The organism is Flavobacterium macrobrachii (genome assembly GCF_014486675.1).
GTDB lineage: Bacteria > Bacteroidota > Bacteroidia > Flavobacteriales > Flavobacteriaceae > Flavobacterium > Flavobacterium macrobrachii.
Genome location: NZ_JACTAC010000005.1, coordinates 33,162 through 49,770 on the forward strand (window position 1 = coordinate 33,162; position 16,609 = coordinate 49,770).

At 32.0% G+C, this 16,609-nt stretch carries 13 protein-coding genes; 7 read left to right on the forward strand and 6 right to left on the reverse strand.

Annotated features, from left to right (window positions below; all coding sequences use genetic code 11):
* From IAI56_RS02460 to tsaD, 4 genes are read right to left on the reverse strand one after another with little or no spacing between them, the layout of a single operon-like run.
* A complete protein-coding gene (locus IAI56_RS02460; protein WP_187656357.1) occupies window positions 1-642 on the reverse strand; it encodes a DUF4159 domain-containing protein in 642 nt (213 codons plus the stop codon).
* Window positions 643-650: 8 nt separating this feature from the next.
* The gene (locus IAI56_RS02465) at window positions 651-2,738 is read right to left on the reverse strand and encodes a T9SS type A sorting domain-containing protein (RefSeq protein ID WP_187656358.1); all 2,088 of its coding nucleotides are present in this window, start codon (window positions 2,736-2,738) and stop codon (window positions 651-653) included.
* Between the two features lie 24 nt (window positions 2,739-2,762).
* The gene (locus tag IAI56_RS02470) at window positions 2,763-3,467 is read right to left on the reverse strand and encodes a 16S rRNA (uracil(1498)-N(3))-methyltransferase (protein ID WP_187656359.1); all 705 of its coding nucleotides are present in this window, start codon (window positions 3,465-3,467) and stop codon (window positions 2,763-2,765) included.
* A gap of 53 nt (window positions 3,468-3,520) precedes the next feature.
* Window positions 3,521-4,543: a tRNA (adenosine(37)-N6)-threonylcarbamoyltransferase complex transferase subunit TsaD gene (gene tsaD / locus IAI56_RS02475; protein ID WP_187656360.1), complete on the reverse strand. Its 1,023-nt coding sequence runs from the start codon at window positions 4,541-4,543 to the stop codon at window positions 3,521-3,523.
* 99 nt (window positions 4,544-4,642) lie between these two features.
* Between tsaD and IAI56_RS02480 the strand changes: the two genes are divergently transcribed.
* From IAI56_RS02480 to IAI56_RS02505, 6 genes are all read left to right on the forward strand, one after another.
* A complete protein-coding gene (locus tag IAI56_RS02480) occupies window positions 4,643-9,172 on the forward strand; it encodes a translocation/assembly module TamB domain-containing protein (protein WP_187656361.1) in 4,530 nt (1,509 codons plus the stop codon).
* 130 nt (window positions 9,173-9,302) lie between these two features.
* Window positions 9,303-10,289, forward strand: a complete 987-nt coding sequence (gene pfkA / locus IAI56_RS02485; RefSeq protein ID WP_187656362.1) for a 6-phosphofructokinase — start codon at window positions 9,303-9,305, stop codon at window positions 10,287-10,289.
* A gap of 110 nt (window positions 10,290-10,399) precedes the next feature.
* On the forward strand, window positions 10,400-11,410 hold the full coding sequence (gap, locus tag IAI56_RS02490; RefSeq protein ID WP_187656363.1) for a type I glyceraldehyde-3-phosphate dehydrogenase: 1,011 nt from the start codon (window positions 10,400-10,402) through the stop codon (window positions 11,408-11,410).
* Window positions 11,411-11,478: 68 nt separating this feature from the next.
* Entirely contained in the window at window positions 11,479-12,330 is an 852-nt protein-coding gene (locus tag IAI56_RS02495) for a BadF/BadG/BcrA/BcrD ATPase family protein (protein ID WP_187656364.1), read from the forward strand.
* A 147-nt stretch (window positions 12,331-12,477) separates the two neighbouring features.
* Window positions 12,478-12,852 (forward strand): methylglyoxal synthase, encoded by a 375-nt coding sequence (locus IAI56_RS02500; protein ID WP_187656365.1) that lies wholly within the window; start codon window positions 12,478-12,480, stop codon window positions 12,850-12,852.
* A 621-nt stretch (window positions 12,853-13,473) separates the two neighbouring features.
* A complete protein-coding gene (locus IAI56_RS02505; RefSeq protein ID WP_187656366.1) occupies window positions 13,474-13,752 on the forward strand; it encodes a hypothetical protein in 279 nt (92 codons plus the stop codon).
* A gap of 119 nt (window positions 13,753-13,871) precedes the next feature.
* Here IAI56_RS02505 and IAI56_RS02510 read toward each other — a convergent pair whose 3' ends face one another.
* Entirely contained in the window at window positions 13,872-14,723 is an 852-nt protein-coding gene (locus IAI56_RS02510) for a hypothetical protein (RefSeq protein ID WP_187656367.1), read from the reverse strand.
* A gap of 8 nt (window positions 14,724-14,731) precedes the next feature.
* Between IAI56_RS02510 and IAI56_RS02515 the strand changes: the two genes are divergently transcribed.
* Window positions 14,732-15,010 carry a hypothetical protein gene (locus IAI56_RS02515; protein ID WP_187656368.1) on the forward strand — a complete coding sequence of 93 codons (279 nt, stop codon included), beginning with the start codon at window positions 14,732-14,734 and terminating at the stop codon, window positions 15,008-15,010.
* Between the two features lie 116 nt (window positions 15,011-15,126).
* On the opposite strand, the gene IAI56_RS02520 is transcribed toward IAI56_RS02515, so the two are convergent.
* Window positions 15,127-16,299, reverse strand: coding sequence for a restriction endonuclease (locus IAI56_RS02520; RefSeq protein WP_187656369.1), 1,173 nt, complete (start codon window positions 16,297-16,299; stop codon window positions 15,127-15,129).
* Window positions 16,300-16,609 lie beyond the last annotated feature (310 nt).

A 16,609-nucleotide genomic window follows, 5' to 3' on the forward strand; every position in this document is an offset into this window, starting at 1 on the left:
TTAATTGTTAAAAATATAATTCAAAATATTAGCACCCATTTTTAGTGCTTTTTCTCTAACTTCTTTGGGGTTGTTGTGTACTTCGGCATCTTCCCAACCATCACCTAAATCAGTTTCATAAGTATAAAGCAATACCAACCGGTTTCCTTCAAAGATACCAAAAGCTTGCGGACGTTTATTGTCGTGTTGATGAATTTTAGGAATTCCACCAGAAAAAACATTTGGTTTTTGAAAAATTGCATGATTTGCTGGAATTTCAACTAATTGATTATTAGGAAAAACACGCTTGATTTCTCTACGAATGTATTCATCCATTCCATAATTATCATCAATATGGAGAAATCCGCCAGATAGCATATAGTTTCTCAAGTTTATGATTTCAGAATCGCTAAAGACTACATTTCCATGACCAGTCATATGTACAAACGGATAGCCAAAAATGTCGGGACTTCCGGGTTCTACAGTTGCTGGTTTGGTTCTAATTTTTGTATTGATAGTTTGATTGGAATATTTAATCAAATTAGGTAACGAAGTTGGATTAGCATACCAATCGCCACCACCATTGTACTTTAATAGTGCGATTTCTTGGGAAAAACAAAAAGAGGCAAACAATAAAAATATAGATAAGGTTTTTAAGTTCATTGATACGATTATTTTTTTACTAATTTGAATGATTTACTTCTGTTTTCGGATGAAATTTTAAAAAAGTAAACACCAGAACTAAGCGTATTCAAATTGATTGTATTTTGTCCGTTTTCAAGTTTATAGCTATTCATTTTTTGACCTAAAATTGTACAAATATCCAAAGTTCCTGTTGTGTTTTTGTAATTGAATGTAACAAAATCGTTAAAAGGATTTGGTGAAATTGAGATGTCGCTTAATTCAAAATTATCAGTATTCAAACTTGAAGTTACTAAAACAGCCAATCTATCTGATGCAGCCATTCTACTTTCACAATTATTAACAGTTTGACTAGCATAATAAGTTGTATTGTCTTGCACTAGAGTTGTTCCTGGTAATAGATTCCCGCCTTCTGGAGCATCATACCAGTTAATATTTTCGCCAATTACAATTAAATCATTAAGCGTTTGACCTTCAATAAAATATTGAGTACTTTCTCCAGCTGGTGGTAAAACATCTTCAAGTATTGTAAGGTTAAATGATTTTGTATTTGTACAATTAAAGGCTATGTCAAAAATACCTATATATATTGTCTGATTTTCTGAAAATGAATAATTGACAGGATTTGAAATAGGATTTGCAAAATTTGTTGCATCTTCAAGAGTTGTGAAATAATATACATCGAAATCTATCGGATTTAAATTTCCTAAAACTGCAGTGTTATTTTGAGTTAAATCTACAGTATAATTACTTTCTGAATTAAAGCATACAGTTAAATCAGAAGGATCTTGAATTTGATAATCTCTGACATAGATTTCAGCATTATTACTATCAACACTAAAACTACTTCCACATAAATCATATGTAGCTTTAGCAACATAATTTCTGGTTTCAGTAGGACAAACAGCTATGCTTAAATCAGTTGAAATTGGTGTTCCATTTTCTAACCATTGGAAAGAATAAGGAACATTTGGTCCATTTGGAGTAAAACGCCAAGCTTCATTAGTTGCAGTCCAATTTCCTGAATCTCTACCAGGCGCAACTGCAAAAGGTGGATTTGCTCCACTTCCTTTTATTCCAATTACACCTCTACCACCTTGCCAAGTATTACAAGGAGTTCTATTTTTAACATATACTTCAACAATATTAGAAATTTCATAAAGTACAATTTGTGAAGATTGTTCGCCATTATTGTAACCACAATTGAATTGACCTAAATTAAAATTAACAATCAGTTTTCTGCATGGATAAACTCCAATCAATTGATAATTAACACTTCTTACTAAGCCTGTTGGCGGAGCAACGGCTGTATTTGTGTCTTGAAAAACACCACATATTATATTTCTAAAAGGAGAATCAGCACCTTGAGTTCCATTATTAGGAAACAATGGATTTGAAAATTGTAGAGATTGAGAATAAGTATTTTCACCAAAAGTGTTAGCTAGATAATTAGTCCCAAAACTAATTACACCATTATCACCAATTTGTACAGAACTAAAATTATTTCCATAAAAGCAAAAGTTAAAAGGCAGATTAAATACTGGAGAATAAGTGTCATCAGCAGTTAATGGAAATTGTATAAATGAAGGATCATTAAAAGGTGCTTGTGGACAATATGGTATTGAACTTACTTCGTATGATGTAGTTGATGGAACTGGCGTTGGAATTGCTGTTAAATTAACGCATTCGCCTATATTACAGATTAATGGATTATCATTTTGGACTGTAACGTTTACATTAGTGCAACCATTAGGAATAACACTTATTGTTACCGACACACCTGTTATTTGCGTGGTAATTTGTGTAGCAAATTCTTTAATTTCAATAATTGAAAACGTTGTGGTTTCTTGTAAAATCGGAGTTGTAAACAAAACAGTTCCTGACTGTGGAATAAATACAGTATTTACCAGAAAGTTACTGTTGGTAATTGTAACTGTTGAGTTTGGTGTTCCAATTATGGTTAGTATAGCGCTATTTCCTGGACAGATAGTAGCCTCGCCAGTCATGGTAACAATTGGGTCTAAAGTGTTTTTTGTATGCAAGTTAGTTACAGACTTTGCTAGAACTACATTCAACATTAAAATCAAAATAGAAGAGAAAAGTAATTTTGTTTTCATAAATATTGATAATCTTTAGGTTAGTTATTCATTTTTAATAACCACACTATGACAAGCTACAATAGCTGCGGTTTCTGTTCGTAATCTTGTGTTTCCCAAAGATACAGGAATAAATGAACTTTCAATAGCTTGTTGAATTTCTTTTACCGAAAAATCACCTTCTGGACCAATTAAAATGGTAACATCTTCACAAACTTCTAATTCGTTTTTCAATGATTTTTTATCGGTTTCTTCACAGTGTGCAATAAATTTTTGACCGTTGAATTCTTTTTTGATAAAATCTTTGTAAGCAATCGGTTCGTTTAGTTTTGGCAAATAATAATGCAACGATTGTTTCATCGCACTTTCCAAAATCTTCTGAAATCTATCAGTTTTAATCACTTTTCGTTCAGAATGTTCGCAGATGATTGGCGTAATTTCTTGAATGCCAATTTCAGTAGCTTTTTCTAGAAACCATTCATAACGTTCGTTCATTTTGGTTGGCGCAACGGCAAGATGTAAATGGAATTTAGATTTTTCCTGTTTTTCAAACGAGTTGATTTTTACTGTACATTTATTATCCGAAGCAATTGTAATTTCAGTTGTAAATAAATAGCCAAAACCATTGGTTACATATAAAATATCGCCTTCTTTTTTACGTAAAACTTTGATCATGTGTTTGCTTTCTTCTTTGTCAAAAACAAATGAAGTTGCGGTTTCGGTTATATTTTGGTTGTAGAATAGTTGCATTTTTCAGTTTACAGTTATCAGTTTACAGTTTTCGGTTAAAAAAAGACTCGTATTTAAAACTCAATTCTTGCTTTGGAAACCGTTGATTGATCGACAAATTTATCGTGTAAAAACTTTTGATAACCTACAATTCCTATCATTGCAGCATTATCTGTTGTGTATTCAAATTTAGGAATAAAAGTTTTCCAACCATATTTTCCTTCTGCATTTTTCAACGTAGTTCTAATACCAGAATTAGCTGAAACGCCACCGCCAATGGCTATTTGAGTAATTCCGGTTTCGGCAACAGCAAGTTTCAGTTTATCCATCAAAATATCGATAATAATTTGCTGAACGGATGCACAAATATCAGCTTTGTTTTCTTCAACAAAATTTGGATTTTCGGCTGCATTTTTTTGGATGAAATATAAAATTTGCGTTTTCAAACCTGAAAAACTAAAATCCAATCCTGCAATTTTTGGTTTGGTAAACGAGTATTTTTTTGGATTTCCTTCCTTGGCAAATTGGTCAATTAATGGTCCGCCAGGATAGGGCAAACCAAGTATTTTTGCGGTTTTGTCAAAAGCCTCACCAACAGCATCATCCGTGGTTTCGCCAATAATTTCCATGTTGAAAAAATCGTTTACTTTCACAATTTGAGTATGTCCGCCAGAAATAGTCAAAGCTAAAAATGGAAACGTCGGTTTGTCAAATCCTTCTTCATCAATGAAATGCGCCAAAATGTGAGCATGCATGTGATTTACAGCAATCAAAGGAATGTTCAAAGCCATTGATAATGATTTGGCAAAAGACGAACCCACCAAAAGCGAACCCATCAATCCTGGACCTTGCGTAAATGCAATAGCCGAAAGTTGGTTTTTAGTAATATTTGCTTTTTTCAGCGCTACATCAATAACAGGAACAATGTTTTGTTGGTGCGCGCGCGAAGCTAACTCGGGAACAACACCACCATATTCTTCGTGAATATTTTGTCGTGCAACCACATTTGAAAGGACTTTGTCATTTTGTAAAACAGCTGCTGCAGTATCGTCGCAAGAACTTTCGATAGCTAGAATAAAAACTTCATTTTGTTGCATAAAAGGCACAGATTTTGATTTATATTTGACAATCCTAACGGAAAAGTAAAAATAGTATTTTCTGCAAAGGTAAATTTCTTTCCTAAGCCATTAAACTATTTGGAGAAAAATAAAGAAAATAACAGATTTAAAAAATTCAAAAAGATTTTTCTTCGCACAATTGTTGTGCTGCTTTTGCTATTGCTTTTATTGAGCATTGCACTTTCTACACCATATGTCCAAACGAAAATCGCTCGATATGCAACGGACGAAATCAATAAATCTTATGGAACCGATATCAATATTGAGGAAGTTGCCGTTACGGTTTTTGGTGGTGTAAAGCTTAAAAAAGTCTTCATTCGTGATCATCATAAAGATACTTTGATTTTTATTGACCGCGTAAAAACAAATATTCTTGGCGTAAAAAACATCTTGAATAACAAACTAATTTTTGGTGATTTAGCTGCTGATGGTTTCTTTTTGAACATTAAAAATTACAAAAACGAGAAAGATACTAACCTTGATTTATTTGTTGCCGCTTTTGATGATGGTAAACCAAGTTCAGGAAAGTTTCTTTTAAAAGCTGATAATCTTACGTTGCGAAACAGCCGTTTTGCAGTGACGGATTATAACCGAGAAAATCCAAGAGATGTTGATTTTACTAGGCTAAATGCTCATTTGAAAAATTTTAAAATTAAAGGTCCAAATGTGTATGCTGCTATAAAAGAAATGTCATTTAAAGATCATCGGGGTTTGTTTGTTGAAAATTTGATTTCCGACTTTACGTATACAAAGAAGAATATTAAACTCGAAAATTTATCGCTTAAAACCAAGAATTCCTTCCTCAAAGGAAAAACAATTTTAAGTTACAATCGAAAGGATTTCAGCAACTTTAATAACAAAGTAATCTTTGATGTAAAAATTGACAGTTCTACATTGTCGACTAATGATATTCGCTATTTTTATGCAGAATTGGGTAAAAATAGAACTTTTGAATTAAAGTCAAAAGTAAAAGGAACGCTCAATGATTTTTATGTTACCAATTTGAATTTAAGAGATGATAAAAACTCGATTATTCGTGGTGATGTTAATTTTAAAAATCTTTTTCCAAGAAGTCCAGGCGAATTTTATATGAATGGTGATTTTAAGAAAATCACATCCAATTATGATGATTTGACCACACTTTTGCCTAATGTTTTGGGTAAAAAACTCCCAACTTCGTTGAAAAAACTTGGACAATTTCAGTTTACCGGAAAAACAGAAGTAACTCAAACCTACATTAATGCCGATTTTGTCATGAATACCGCTTTAGGATTAATAGAGTCCGATTTGCACATGGAAAACATAGACAATATCGATAATGCAAAATATAAAGGAAATGTAATTTTAGACAATTTTGATGTTGGTGCTATTTTGAACCAAAAAGACGTTGGTCGAGTAACGATGAATATTGATGTTGACGGAAAAGGATTTACCCAAAAACTTCTAAATACAACCTTCGTTGGCGATGTTAATAAAGTTACTTACAACAGTTATACATATCAAAACATTATAGTTGATGGCTATTTTAAACAGCCTATTTTTCAAGGAAAAGTGTTTGTAAACGATCCAAATTTATATATGGATTTTGATGGAAACATTAATTTAAGTAAAAGAGAAAAAGTAATTGATTTTAATGCAAAAATAGATTTTGCAAATCTTGAAAAACTTAGAATTATTAATGATAGTGTTGCCGTTTTTAAAGGCGAAATCGATATTCAAGCGGTAGGAAATAATTTGGATAATTTTAAAGGCGATGTTACGCTGACCAATGCTTCTTATCAAAATAAAAAAGACCTTTATTTTGTTGATTATTTAAACATCAATTCAAGTTTTGACCAAAGTAATGAGCGGACTATTTTAGTTTCTTCGCCTGATGCGGTTGAAGGAAAAATTGTGGGTAAATATCAGTTTGCTCAGTTGCCAAAAATGGTTCAAAATTCGCTAGGTTCATTGTATACCAACTATATTCCAAATAAAGTTCAAAAAGGTCAGTATCTCAATTTTGACTTCGATATTTACAGTAAAGTAGTTGAGATTTTCTATCCCGAAATTTCGTTGGCAACTAACACTAAACTCAAAGGAAATATAAGCTCTGATTCCGACGATTTTAAACTCGATTTTACTTCACCACAAATCAAAGCCTACGGCAATACTTTTGATAATTTATTGCTACAAATTGATAATCGAAATCCGCTTTACAAATCGTATGTTCAGCTGGATAGTATTAAAACGAAGTATTATAAAATCCGTGATTTTAGTTTGATTAACACAATGGTTAACGATACTTTAAATTTTAGAACCGAATTTAAAGGTGGAAACCATGGCAATGATTTTTATAATTTGAACGTTTACCATACGATAAATAAAGACAATAAAAACGTAGTTGGTTTTGACAAATCCGAAGTGCAATTCAAGGATTACCTTTGGTACATTAACGAAGAAGATAAAGGCAAAAACAAAATTGTATTTGATAAAAATCTAGAAAATTTCTCTTTTGAAAACATCACAGCTTCACACGAAGGCGAAAAAATAAATTTAAACGGATTGCTCAGTGGTAAGTTGAAAAAAGACTTAAAGCTTACCTTTGATAATGTCAATTTGAACAAAGTTACACCCGATGTTGATAAATTCAAATTTGATGGAAAACTCAATGGTATAGTCGATTTTAAACAAGATGGCGAAGTCTTTCAACCTACATCATCGTTGTTGATAGAAGATTTATTTGTCAATAATATTGCACTTGGAAATCTGGATTTGGATATTAAAGGTGATGAAAGTTTGCAGAAATTCTACCTTTCTTCATCGCTTGAAAACGAAAATGTAGATTCTTTTAATGCCGATGGTTCGCTTGAAATTATTGATAAGAAAACTTTGCTCGACATCGATTTGAAATTTGATAAATTCAATTTGGGAGTTTTAGGAAAAATTGGTGGCGATGTTATTACAAACATTCGTGGTTTGGCTTCAGGAAATGCTCGAATTGATGGAAACATTGACGATTTAGACTACAATGGAAGATTATTTGTTAATGAAGCAGGAATGACTATTCCGTATCTAAATGTAGATTATGTTTTTGAAGATAGAACTATAGTTGATGTTACCGAAAACAAATTCATTATTAGAGAAACCGATATTACTGATACTAAATTCAATACCAAAGGTTCGATTAGCGGATTTATTAAGCACAAGCAATTTGGTGATTGGGAATTGGATCTAGGCATTGATACCAAAAGACTTTTGGCTTTAAACACCGTTGATCATGAAGATGCGGCTTATTTTGGAACAGCTTTTATGAACGGTACATCTACCATAAAAGGTCCAACAGAAGCATTAGTTATAACGGTTAATGCTGAATCGGAAAAAGGAACCGATATTAAAATTCCAATTAATGATTCCTATGCTTCCGAAGAAAATGGGTTTATCCGATTTAAGACTCCTGACGAAAATAAGAATAATAAGGTAAAAGAAGAACGAAATTATGGCGGATTGGAACTTAAATTCAATTTTGATATTTTAGAAAATGCCGATATTGAAGTAATCTTAAATCGAGACTCTGGTCATGGAATGAAAGGAAAGGGAAGAGGAACTTTGTTTTTTGAAATCAACACGCTTGGTAAGTTCAATATGTATGGCGATTTTCAAGTCTATCAAGGAAGTTATAACTTCAAGTATGGAGGATTAATTGATAAAAAATTTGAAGTAAAAAAATACGGTTCAATTGTTTGGAATGGCGATCCAATGGCGGCAACACTAAACTTGGAAGCGGTATATAAAGTCGTTGGCGGTGCAAATCCTGGTGTTTTAATAGACAATCCATCGTTTAACAGAAAAGTAGATGTTGATGTAATTATAGGTATCAACGGAAGTTTGATGAATCCTGAACCCGATTTTAATATAGAATTTCCAGGTGTAGCTTCTACGTTGCGCTCTGAGCTGCAATATAAATTAGACGATAAAGATACTCGACAAACTCAAGCATTATCGCTGTTAACATCTAATTCTTTTTTAAGTTCCGAAGGATTGAGCCAATCGCAACCAACCAATCTTTTATTTGAAAAAGCAAGAAGTCTTTTTGCAGATATATTTGCCACATCTGATGGTAAAATGACTATTGCACCAGATTATGTTGGTGCCGATAATCGACCAGGTTCTGAAACCGATGGACAAATAGGATTGACAGTTTCTTCAAAAGTAAATGATCGTATAACTATAAATGGTAGAGTTGGTGTTCCTGTTGGAACTAGTGTGAATGAATCTTCTGCAGTTGTGGGCGATGTAGAACTTCAATATAGAGTAAACGACGACGGAAGTTTAAATCTTAGAGTATTTAACAGAGAAAATGACGTAACTTACATCGGTCAAGGTGTTGGATATACACAAGGTTTGGGTATTTCGTATCAGGTAGATTTTGATACTTTTAAAGAATTGGTTGCCAAAGTGTTTAAAAATAAAAAACTAAAAACAGCTTTGCCAACTCAAACTGAAATCGAAGATTCATCCATGCCAGAAAATATTCGTTATCTAAATCCTCCAAAACAAGAAAAGAAAACTCCAGTGGAAACCAAACCAAATTCCAATAAAGAAGGTGTTCCTAATAAGGAAGATTAATACTTGTTTTCTAATAAATCAAAAACTTATCAACGAAAACGTTTGAATTTTACCAAGTTTATTAAATTATTAATAATAGGGGTAAGATAATGGTACTTGTTTGTTAAATTTACATTTTAAAGTTAAAAAAATGTCGAAAACGATAAAAAAAATAGGTGTACTTACCTCAGGTGGCGATTCGCCAGGAATGAATGCAGCCATTCGTTCTGTGGTTAGAACTTGTGCTTTTCACAACGTAGAATGTGTTGGAATTTATAGAGGTTATCAAGGAATGATAGAAGGCGATTTTAAAGAAATGGGACCAAGAAGCGTTAACAATATCGTTAATAAAGGTGGAACTATTTTAAAATCGGCTCGTTCCAAAGAATTTATGACCAAAGAAGGAAGACAAACGGCTCACAAAAATCTTGTTGCCGCTGGAGTTGATGCTCTAGTGGTTATTGGTGGCGATGGTTCTTTTACTGGTGCCGAAGTTTTTAATGAAGAATTTGGTTTCCCAGTTATGGGAATTCCCGGAACGATTGATAATGATATTTTTGGAACAAGTCATACATTAGGTTACGATACCGCATTAAATACAGTTGTAGATTGTATTGATAAAATCCGTGATACAGCAAGTTCGCACAATCGACTTTTCTTTGTAGAAGTTATGGGAAGAGATGCAGGTCATATTGCTCTTAACGCTGGAATTGGCGCTGGAGCAGAAGAAATTCTTATACCAGAAGAAGATTTAGGTTTAGATAGACTATTAGAATCTCTTCAAAAAAGTAAAGCTTCTGGAAAATCATCTAGTATTGTTGTGGTAGCAGAAGGTGATAAAATGGGCAAAAATGTTTTTGAATTAAAAGACTACATCGAACAGCATTTGCCAGAATATGACATTCGAGTTTCGGTGCTTGGACACATGCAACGTGGTGGTGCGCCATCATGTTATGATAGAGTTTTAGCTTCACGATTAGGTGTAAAGGCGGTTGAGTCTTTATTGGAAGGAAAATCAAATTATATGGTGGGAATTCTTCAAGATGAAGTAACCTTAACACCATTGGAACAAGCAATTAAAGGTCACTATCCAATAGATATGGAATTGCTTAGAGTTTCTGATATTATGTCAACGTAATTCAAATTCAAAAGTCAAATTCAAAAGTCAATATCAATTACAATTTCAAATTCAATTTCAATAGAGTTTGAAAATTTAATAAAAACAAATAAAATAAAATTTAAAATAAAATGTCTAAAGTAAAATTAGGAATAAACGGTTTCGGAAGAATAGGAAGAATTGTTTTCAGAGAAACATTCAACAGAGATAATGTAGAAGTTGTAGCTATCAACGATTTATTAGATGTAGATCATTTAGCTTACTTATTAAAATATGATTCAGTTCACGGTCGTTTTAATGGAAAAGTTGAAGTTAAAGACGGGAAATTATATGTAAATGATAAATTCATCCGTGTAACTGCTGAGCGTGATCCAAAATTAATCCAATGGGATGACAAAGACGTTGACGTAGATATCGTAGCAGAATGTACAGGGTTTTTTACTACTGTAGAAACTGCAAAAGCTCACATTGAAGGTGGAGCAAAAAAAGTTATTATTTCTGCGCCATCAGCTGATGCTCCAATGTTTGTAATGGGAGTAAACCACAACGAAGTGAAACCAACAGATACAGTAGTTTCAAACGCATCTTGTACAACTAACTGTCTGGCTCCATTAGCAAAAGTAATTCACGATAATTTTGGAATTGTAGAAGCTTTGATGACTACAGTTCACGCAACAACTTCAACTCAAATGACTGCTGATGGTCCATCAAGAAAAGATTGGCGTGGTGGTCGTGCGGCAAGTGTAAACATCATTCCATCATCAACAGGTGCTGCAAAAGCGGTTGGAAAAGTAATTCCAGCCTTGAACGGAAAATTAACTGGAATGTCTTTCCGCGTACCAACGGTTGACGTTTCTGTAGTAGATATGACAGTAAAAGTTGCCAAAGAAACTTCATATGAAGAAATTATGGCAGTATTGAAAAAAGCATCAGAAAACGAAATGAAAGGAATTTTAGGTTACACTGAAGATGATGTAGTTTCTCAAGATTTCGTTGGAGATTCAAGAACTTCTATCATTGATGCTAAAGCTGGAATTGGATTAAATTCTACTTTCTTCAAATTAGTTTCTTGGTATGATAACGAGTATGGATATTCAAGCAAATTAATTGATTTAGCGGTTCATATTGCTAACGTAAAATAATTATATTTACAAAATCCCGATTGGAGTAAAATCGGGATTTTGTATTTTTAAAAACTAACCCAAAACGCATGAAATTATTAGTAGACAGCGGTTCAACCAAAGCTGATTGGATAGCAATTGACGATAACGGAAAAGTATTATTTACCACACAATCATTAGGTTTAAATCCCGAAGTGCTCGATATAGATGCCGTGATTGAACGATTAAATGATCGTTTTGATATAGAACACAACAAAGACAAAGCTACTCACGTATTTTTTTACGGCGCGGGTTGTGGAACGGATAGAATGAAGAAATTTTTAACGGCTGTATTTCAAGGTTATTTTAGAAATGCAATAGTTGAAGTTCACGAAGATACCTTTGCTGCAGTTTATGCTACCACACCAAAAGATGAACAAGCCATAGTTTGTATTCTTGGAACTGGTTCAAACTGTAGTTTCTTTGACGGCAAAGAATTACATCAAAAAGTACAATCCTTGGGTTATATTGCCATGGATGACGGTTCTGGAAACCGATTTGGAAGACATTTATTAAGAGGTTTCTTTTTTAATAAAATGCCTGAAACACTAGCAGAAGAATTTAGAACCGAATATAACTTAGATGTTGATGTAGTAAAAGCAAATCTTTACAAAGAAGACAATCCAAATGCCTATTTGGCTACGTTTGCTAAATTTATCATCAAGCACAAAGACCATGAGTTTTGTAAAAAAATCATCAAAAAGGAATTAAAATCATTTGTGAAAAACTACATCATGCAATATGAAAACTACAAAGAAGTTCCAGTACATTTTGTAGGTTCAATAGCGTTTTACTTAAAAGAGGAATTGGAAGTAGTGCTAACAAAATATAATATCAAAATTGGTAATGTACTTCGAAGACCAATCGACGGATTGATTGCGTATCATATTTTGAATAAATAAGATTTTAAATTTTATACATAAAAACAAGACCTCAAGATTATTATTTTGAGGTCTTTTTTGTGAATGGTAAAAAAAACTTTGTGGACTTTGTGAAAACTTTGTGAACTTCGTGGTTAATATTTTAACTTGCATCAAAATAGAATTAATATGGAAATAGCCATCATTGCACACGACGGAAAAAAAGCTGACATGGTTCAGTTTATCAATAAAAACAAGCATTTGTTGCAAAAAGAAAATGTAAAACTAATTGCTACAGGAACTACCGGAGGAAAAGTAGAAGCCGTAGGTATTAAAGTAAAGAAAATGCTTTCTGGTCCGCTTGGAGGCGATGCCCAAATTGCCGCTCGCGTAGCCGAGGGAAAAACTCAAATGGTTTTATTTTTTAAAGATCCAAACTCAAGTCATCCGCACGAACCGGATATTAATATGCTTATCCGAATTTGTGATGTACATAATATTCCATTAGCAACCAATGAAGCTACTGCGCAGTTGCTATTGTTGGGATTGGATGAGATAGAGTAGTTGCTAGAATTATTAAACCTGTAAAGTTTAAAAAAGAAACTTTTATTAAATTCCATCAAGAACTTTATTTTTTGAAGGGATTGTTCTTTTATAAAGATTGAAATTTTAATTTTTTATTGTGGTTGTGCAACAGCTTCGGTTGTTAGCGGTCTGGTGGCGTTGTTTAATTGTCATTACTCTCACTAGTTATAAGCTCTCCATTTTCATCATACAATTCAGCTAAAAATTTTACGCTTTCTTTTCGGAAAATATCTAACAATGTCTCGTAATTTTCGTTAGTTTTTATTGAGCCTTTCAATAAGGAATTGTTGTTGTCATTCAGTAAATTTAATTCACTCCATTGATTATATAATTCAAAATCTTCCCAACTTTCTTTTCTACTTTTCTAACCGTTTCTTTCCAGTAATTCTTTGAGTTCATTCGGACTTTTGTTGTCAAAGGAAGAATAAAAATTTACATAATCAGGAAATTCTTTTTGCATATTTGCTTTTTTAATACTGAATTCATTTGTTTAACGGACGAGCCACTTGCCACTAACGTCAGACTGTGAAAAAACCTCCACAATCCTAGTTCCAAATATAGTAAAATAGTTGTAAGAAAAAGATAAATTCATTATTTTTAGTGATGCAACATATACAAGGAATAGCTCGCAACCAACTACAAGTAAGCAGTCTAGAAGACAGTATTAGTCAGGACAATCCTGTTCGATTTATAGATGCTTTTGTTAACAGTATCGACTTAGAGAAAATAGGATTTACACCAAGAGTATTAAAAACCATCCTTTTTAACCCAAGTTGTATCCTTAAAACATGGGAAGAACTTGGCTTTTATAAAATCAGTCTTTTTAGACTTCAAAAACTCGTTTGTAAGCACTCCAAGTTTTACAACTTTGAATTATAACTAAAAAAACAAACTTCCTTAAAATAGCTTCTAAAGAGGTTATTTTTTATAAATATTTTAAAATTTTAGTTTTTTATTGAAGTTGTGCAACAGTTACGGCTGTTATAAGCCGTTTTTTTTTAGCCTCTATTAAAAGGATTTAAATTACTGATTTCAAATTCTGTCACATCACTTTTGCCGTGTATGTCTTTGCGAATTTCCACTAATACTTTGCCAAATAAATCAACTTCTCTATTTATATCGTGATCTTCTTTGTCAGCATATTCAATCCAATTGTGATATGCTTGAATTACTTTGTCATTAGCATACAATAGAAGTTGATTTCTCGCAAGCATTCTTTCTCTATCTTGCTTTATATTATCAACATCTTTGTCGTGCATAATTTTCACGGCTCTTTCTGTGAAATCCTCTAAAAATTTTGAATACGCATCTCTTTTGCTCTTTATTATCTTTTCTTTGAGTTCTTTCTGTTTCTGGTTTAGATATTTCCAAATTAAAACAATTGCACTTATTAAAGCAATTAACAAATCAATACTTGGTTTGAAATATTCTGACCATTTGGAACCGTCATCTTTTGATGCTACTTTTTTTCGATTACTTTTTGTTTTTTCATCACAACAATTTTCTTCTTTGGGTAAATTATTATTAGCGCTATGAGAATTGTCAATAGTAATATTTATATCAGGATTTTGTTTAGTAACAGATTTAAACTTTGTCTTTTGAGAACTTTTTATTGTTTTGCTCTTTGCCAATTTCATTAAGGAATCACAACAGTTTATATTTTGTGAATTTCCAGTTGAGATTATAAAAAGGAAAATTAAAAGTAATGTAGAGCTATTTTTCATTTTTATGATTTTGGTTTTTAGAATTTCGGTTTTCGGAAAATGGCTTATAACGTCAGACTGTGAAAAAACCTCCACAATCCTAGTACCAAATATAGTAAAATAGTTGTAAGAAAAAGATAAATTCATTAATTTTAGTGATGCAACATATACAAGGAATAGCTCGCAACCAACTACAAGTAAGCAGTCTAGAAGACAGTATTAGTCAGGACAATGCCGTTCGATTTATAGATGCTTTTGTTAACAGTATCGACTTAGAGAAAATAGGATTTACACCCAGAGTATTAAAAACCATCCATTTTAGCTCAAGTTGTTTCCCTAAAACAAGGAAAGAACTTGGCTTTTATAAAATCAGTCTTTTTAGACTTAAAAAACTCGTTTATAAGCACTCCAAGTTTTACAACTTTGAATTATAACTAAAAAAACAAACTTCCTTAAAATAGCTTCTAAAGAGGTTACTTTTTATAAATATTTTAAAATTTTAGTTTTTTATTGAGGTTGTGCAACAGTTACCACTGTTAGTAGCCGTTTTTTATCCGTGATATTTGAATGCTCTTCTAAATCCATTTTTCATTGCTTGTTCAACTGTCAAAGCATACATTTCTCCTTTGTTGTTTATTTGTGTTACATCATATTTTTGGTCGAAAGGTAAATGATAAATTTTGTTGTCGCCATTTACATTGCATTTTATTCTTGGAAATTCTTTTAAATCCATTTTAATTATTTCAACTTTCAACATTTTGGCGAACTTTTCAGCAGTTTCAGATAATTCTATATTCGTCATAAATACTGGTTTGAAATTATGAAATAAGTCGGATTTGGATATTTCTAAAATGTGAGTTGTAGCAAATAATTGTAAAATATGTTTTTCGTGAATTAGTTTTTCCTTTGACCAATATTTACATTGAATAATGTGTATTTCACTTCCTTTTTTTGCTATTAAATCTCGACCTAAGTCATTTAGTTTTTTTTCCATTCCGAAGTAGCTTACTTCCCAACCTTTACGCTGGTAATATTGACCACAAAACAACTCATAATCTCTACCAATTTGCCAATTTGTCTTTTTCCCTTTCACGTAGTTGTCCAAAGCTAATTGATTTCTTTGGATTTCATTTAAAGATGAGTATTCAATTTTCGATATATATTTTTTTACATAGTCAAATTCATCTGTTAAATTTTCTAAATCGGTATACTTGTCAAGTTCTTTAATAGATTCAATATCTTCAACGTAATCGTTAAGTTCTGGAAAAATATTTAGCAAATATTCATATTTATAAACCATCAGTTTATACTGTTCGATATAACTTTTTGTTTGTTTTTTTAGTTCATTAATTCGTTTTGCTTCTTTTCGTGCTGGTCTAATTTTCCCAATTAACATTTTAGCACTTAAATCATATTGAAGTAATGAATAGTCAGCAAATAAAGATGTAATTTTTTTAACTGATTTATCATTTATGTTATTTATTTCAAGAAATAATTTTTCTTTTTCTGCTAACGTTTGTAATATTTTTTTATTTTCGTTTTCTATCTTACTAATTTGTAAGTCACAATCTTTCTTAATTATACTAATTTCTTTTTGAAAATTATTTGCCAAATTTTCTTGCTTTCTCTTTTCTGTTTTTATTTTACCCTCCAAATCCAAATATATTCCAACTAAAAATGCTGAAATTCCAATAACGATGAAGATGATTAATTCTGTTGTCATTTTGTTTTTGAATTCGTCGTTTCTGAGGTAAAATGGCTACTAACTTATATATATGTATGACAAAATCATACAAAGCCACCCATTTTTGGATGTATAGGTATGACAAACGTTATACTTTATTTGTTTATCAAATATATAAAAAAGTCATTACAAAACCCACCACCACACAAAATCAATCCGTTAAAATCAGTGCAATCCGTGGCAAAAACATAGTGAAACTTTGTGTAAACCTTGCGCAACATAGTGCTACGAACCCCAAAACCCACCACCACACAAAATCAATCCGTTAAAATCAGTACAATCCGAGGCA

Bases quoted from the DNA above. Each gene is read 5' to 3' on its own strand.
- IAI56_RS02460 (WP_187656357.1), bottom strand. From the start codon at position 642: ATGAACTTAAAAACCTTATCTATATTTTTATTGTTTGCCTCTTTTTGT.
- IAI56_RS02465 (WP_187656358.1), bottom strand. From the start codon at position 2,738: ATGAAAACAAAATTACTTTTCTCTTCTATTTTGATTTTAATGTTGAAT.
- IAI56_RS02470 (WP_187656359.1), bottom strand. From the start codon at position 3,467: ATGCAACTATTCTACAACCAAAATATAACCGAAACCGCAACTTCATTT.
- tsaD (WP_187656360.1), bottom strand. From the start codon at position 4,543: ATGCAACAAAATGAAGTTTTTATTCTAGCTATCGAAAGTTCTTGCGAC.
- pfkA (WP_187656362.1), top strand. From the start codon at position 9,303: ATGTCGAAAACGATAAAAAAAATAGGTGTACTTACCTCAGGTGGCGAT.
- gap (WP_187656363.1), top strand. From the start codon at position 10,400: ATGTCTAAAGTAAAATTAGGAATAAACGGTTTCGGAAGAATAGGAAGA.
- IAI56_RS02495 (WP_187656364.1), top strand. From the start codon at position 11,479: ATGAAATTATTAGTAGACAGCGGTTCAACCAAAGCTGATTGGATAGCA.
- IAI56_RS02500 (WP_187656365.1), top strand. From the start codon at position 12,478: ATGGAAATAGCCATCATTGCACACGACGGAAAAAAAGCTGACATGGTT.
- IAI56_RS02510 (WP_187656367.1), bottom strand. From the start codon at position 14,723: ATGAATTTATCTTTTTCTTACAACTATTTTACTATATTTGGTACTAGG.
- IAI56_RS02520 (WP_187656369.1), bottom strand. From the start codon at position 16,299: ATGACAACAGAATTAATCATCTTCATCGTTATTGGAATTTCAGCATTT.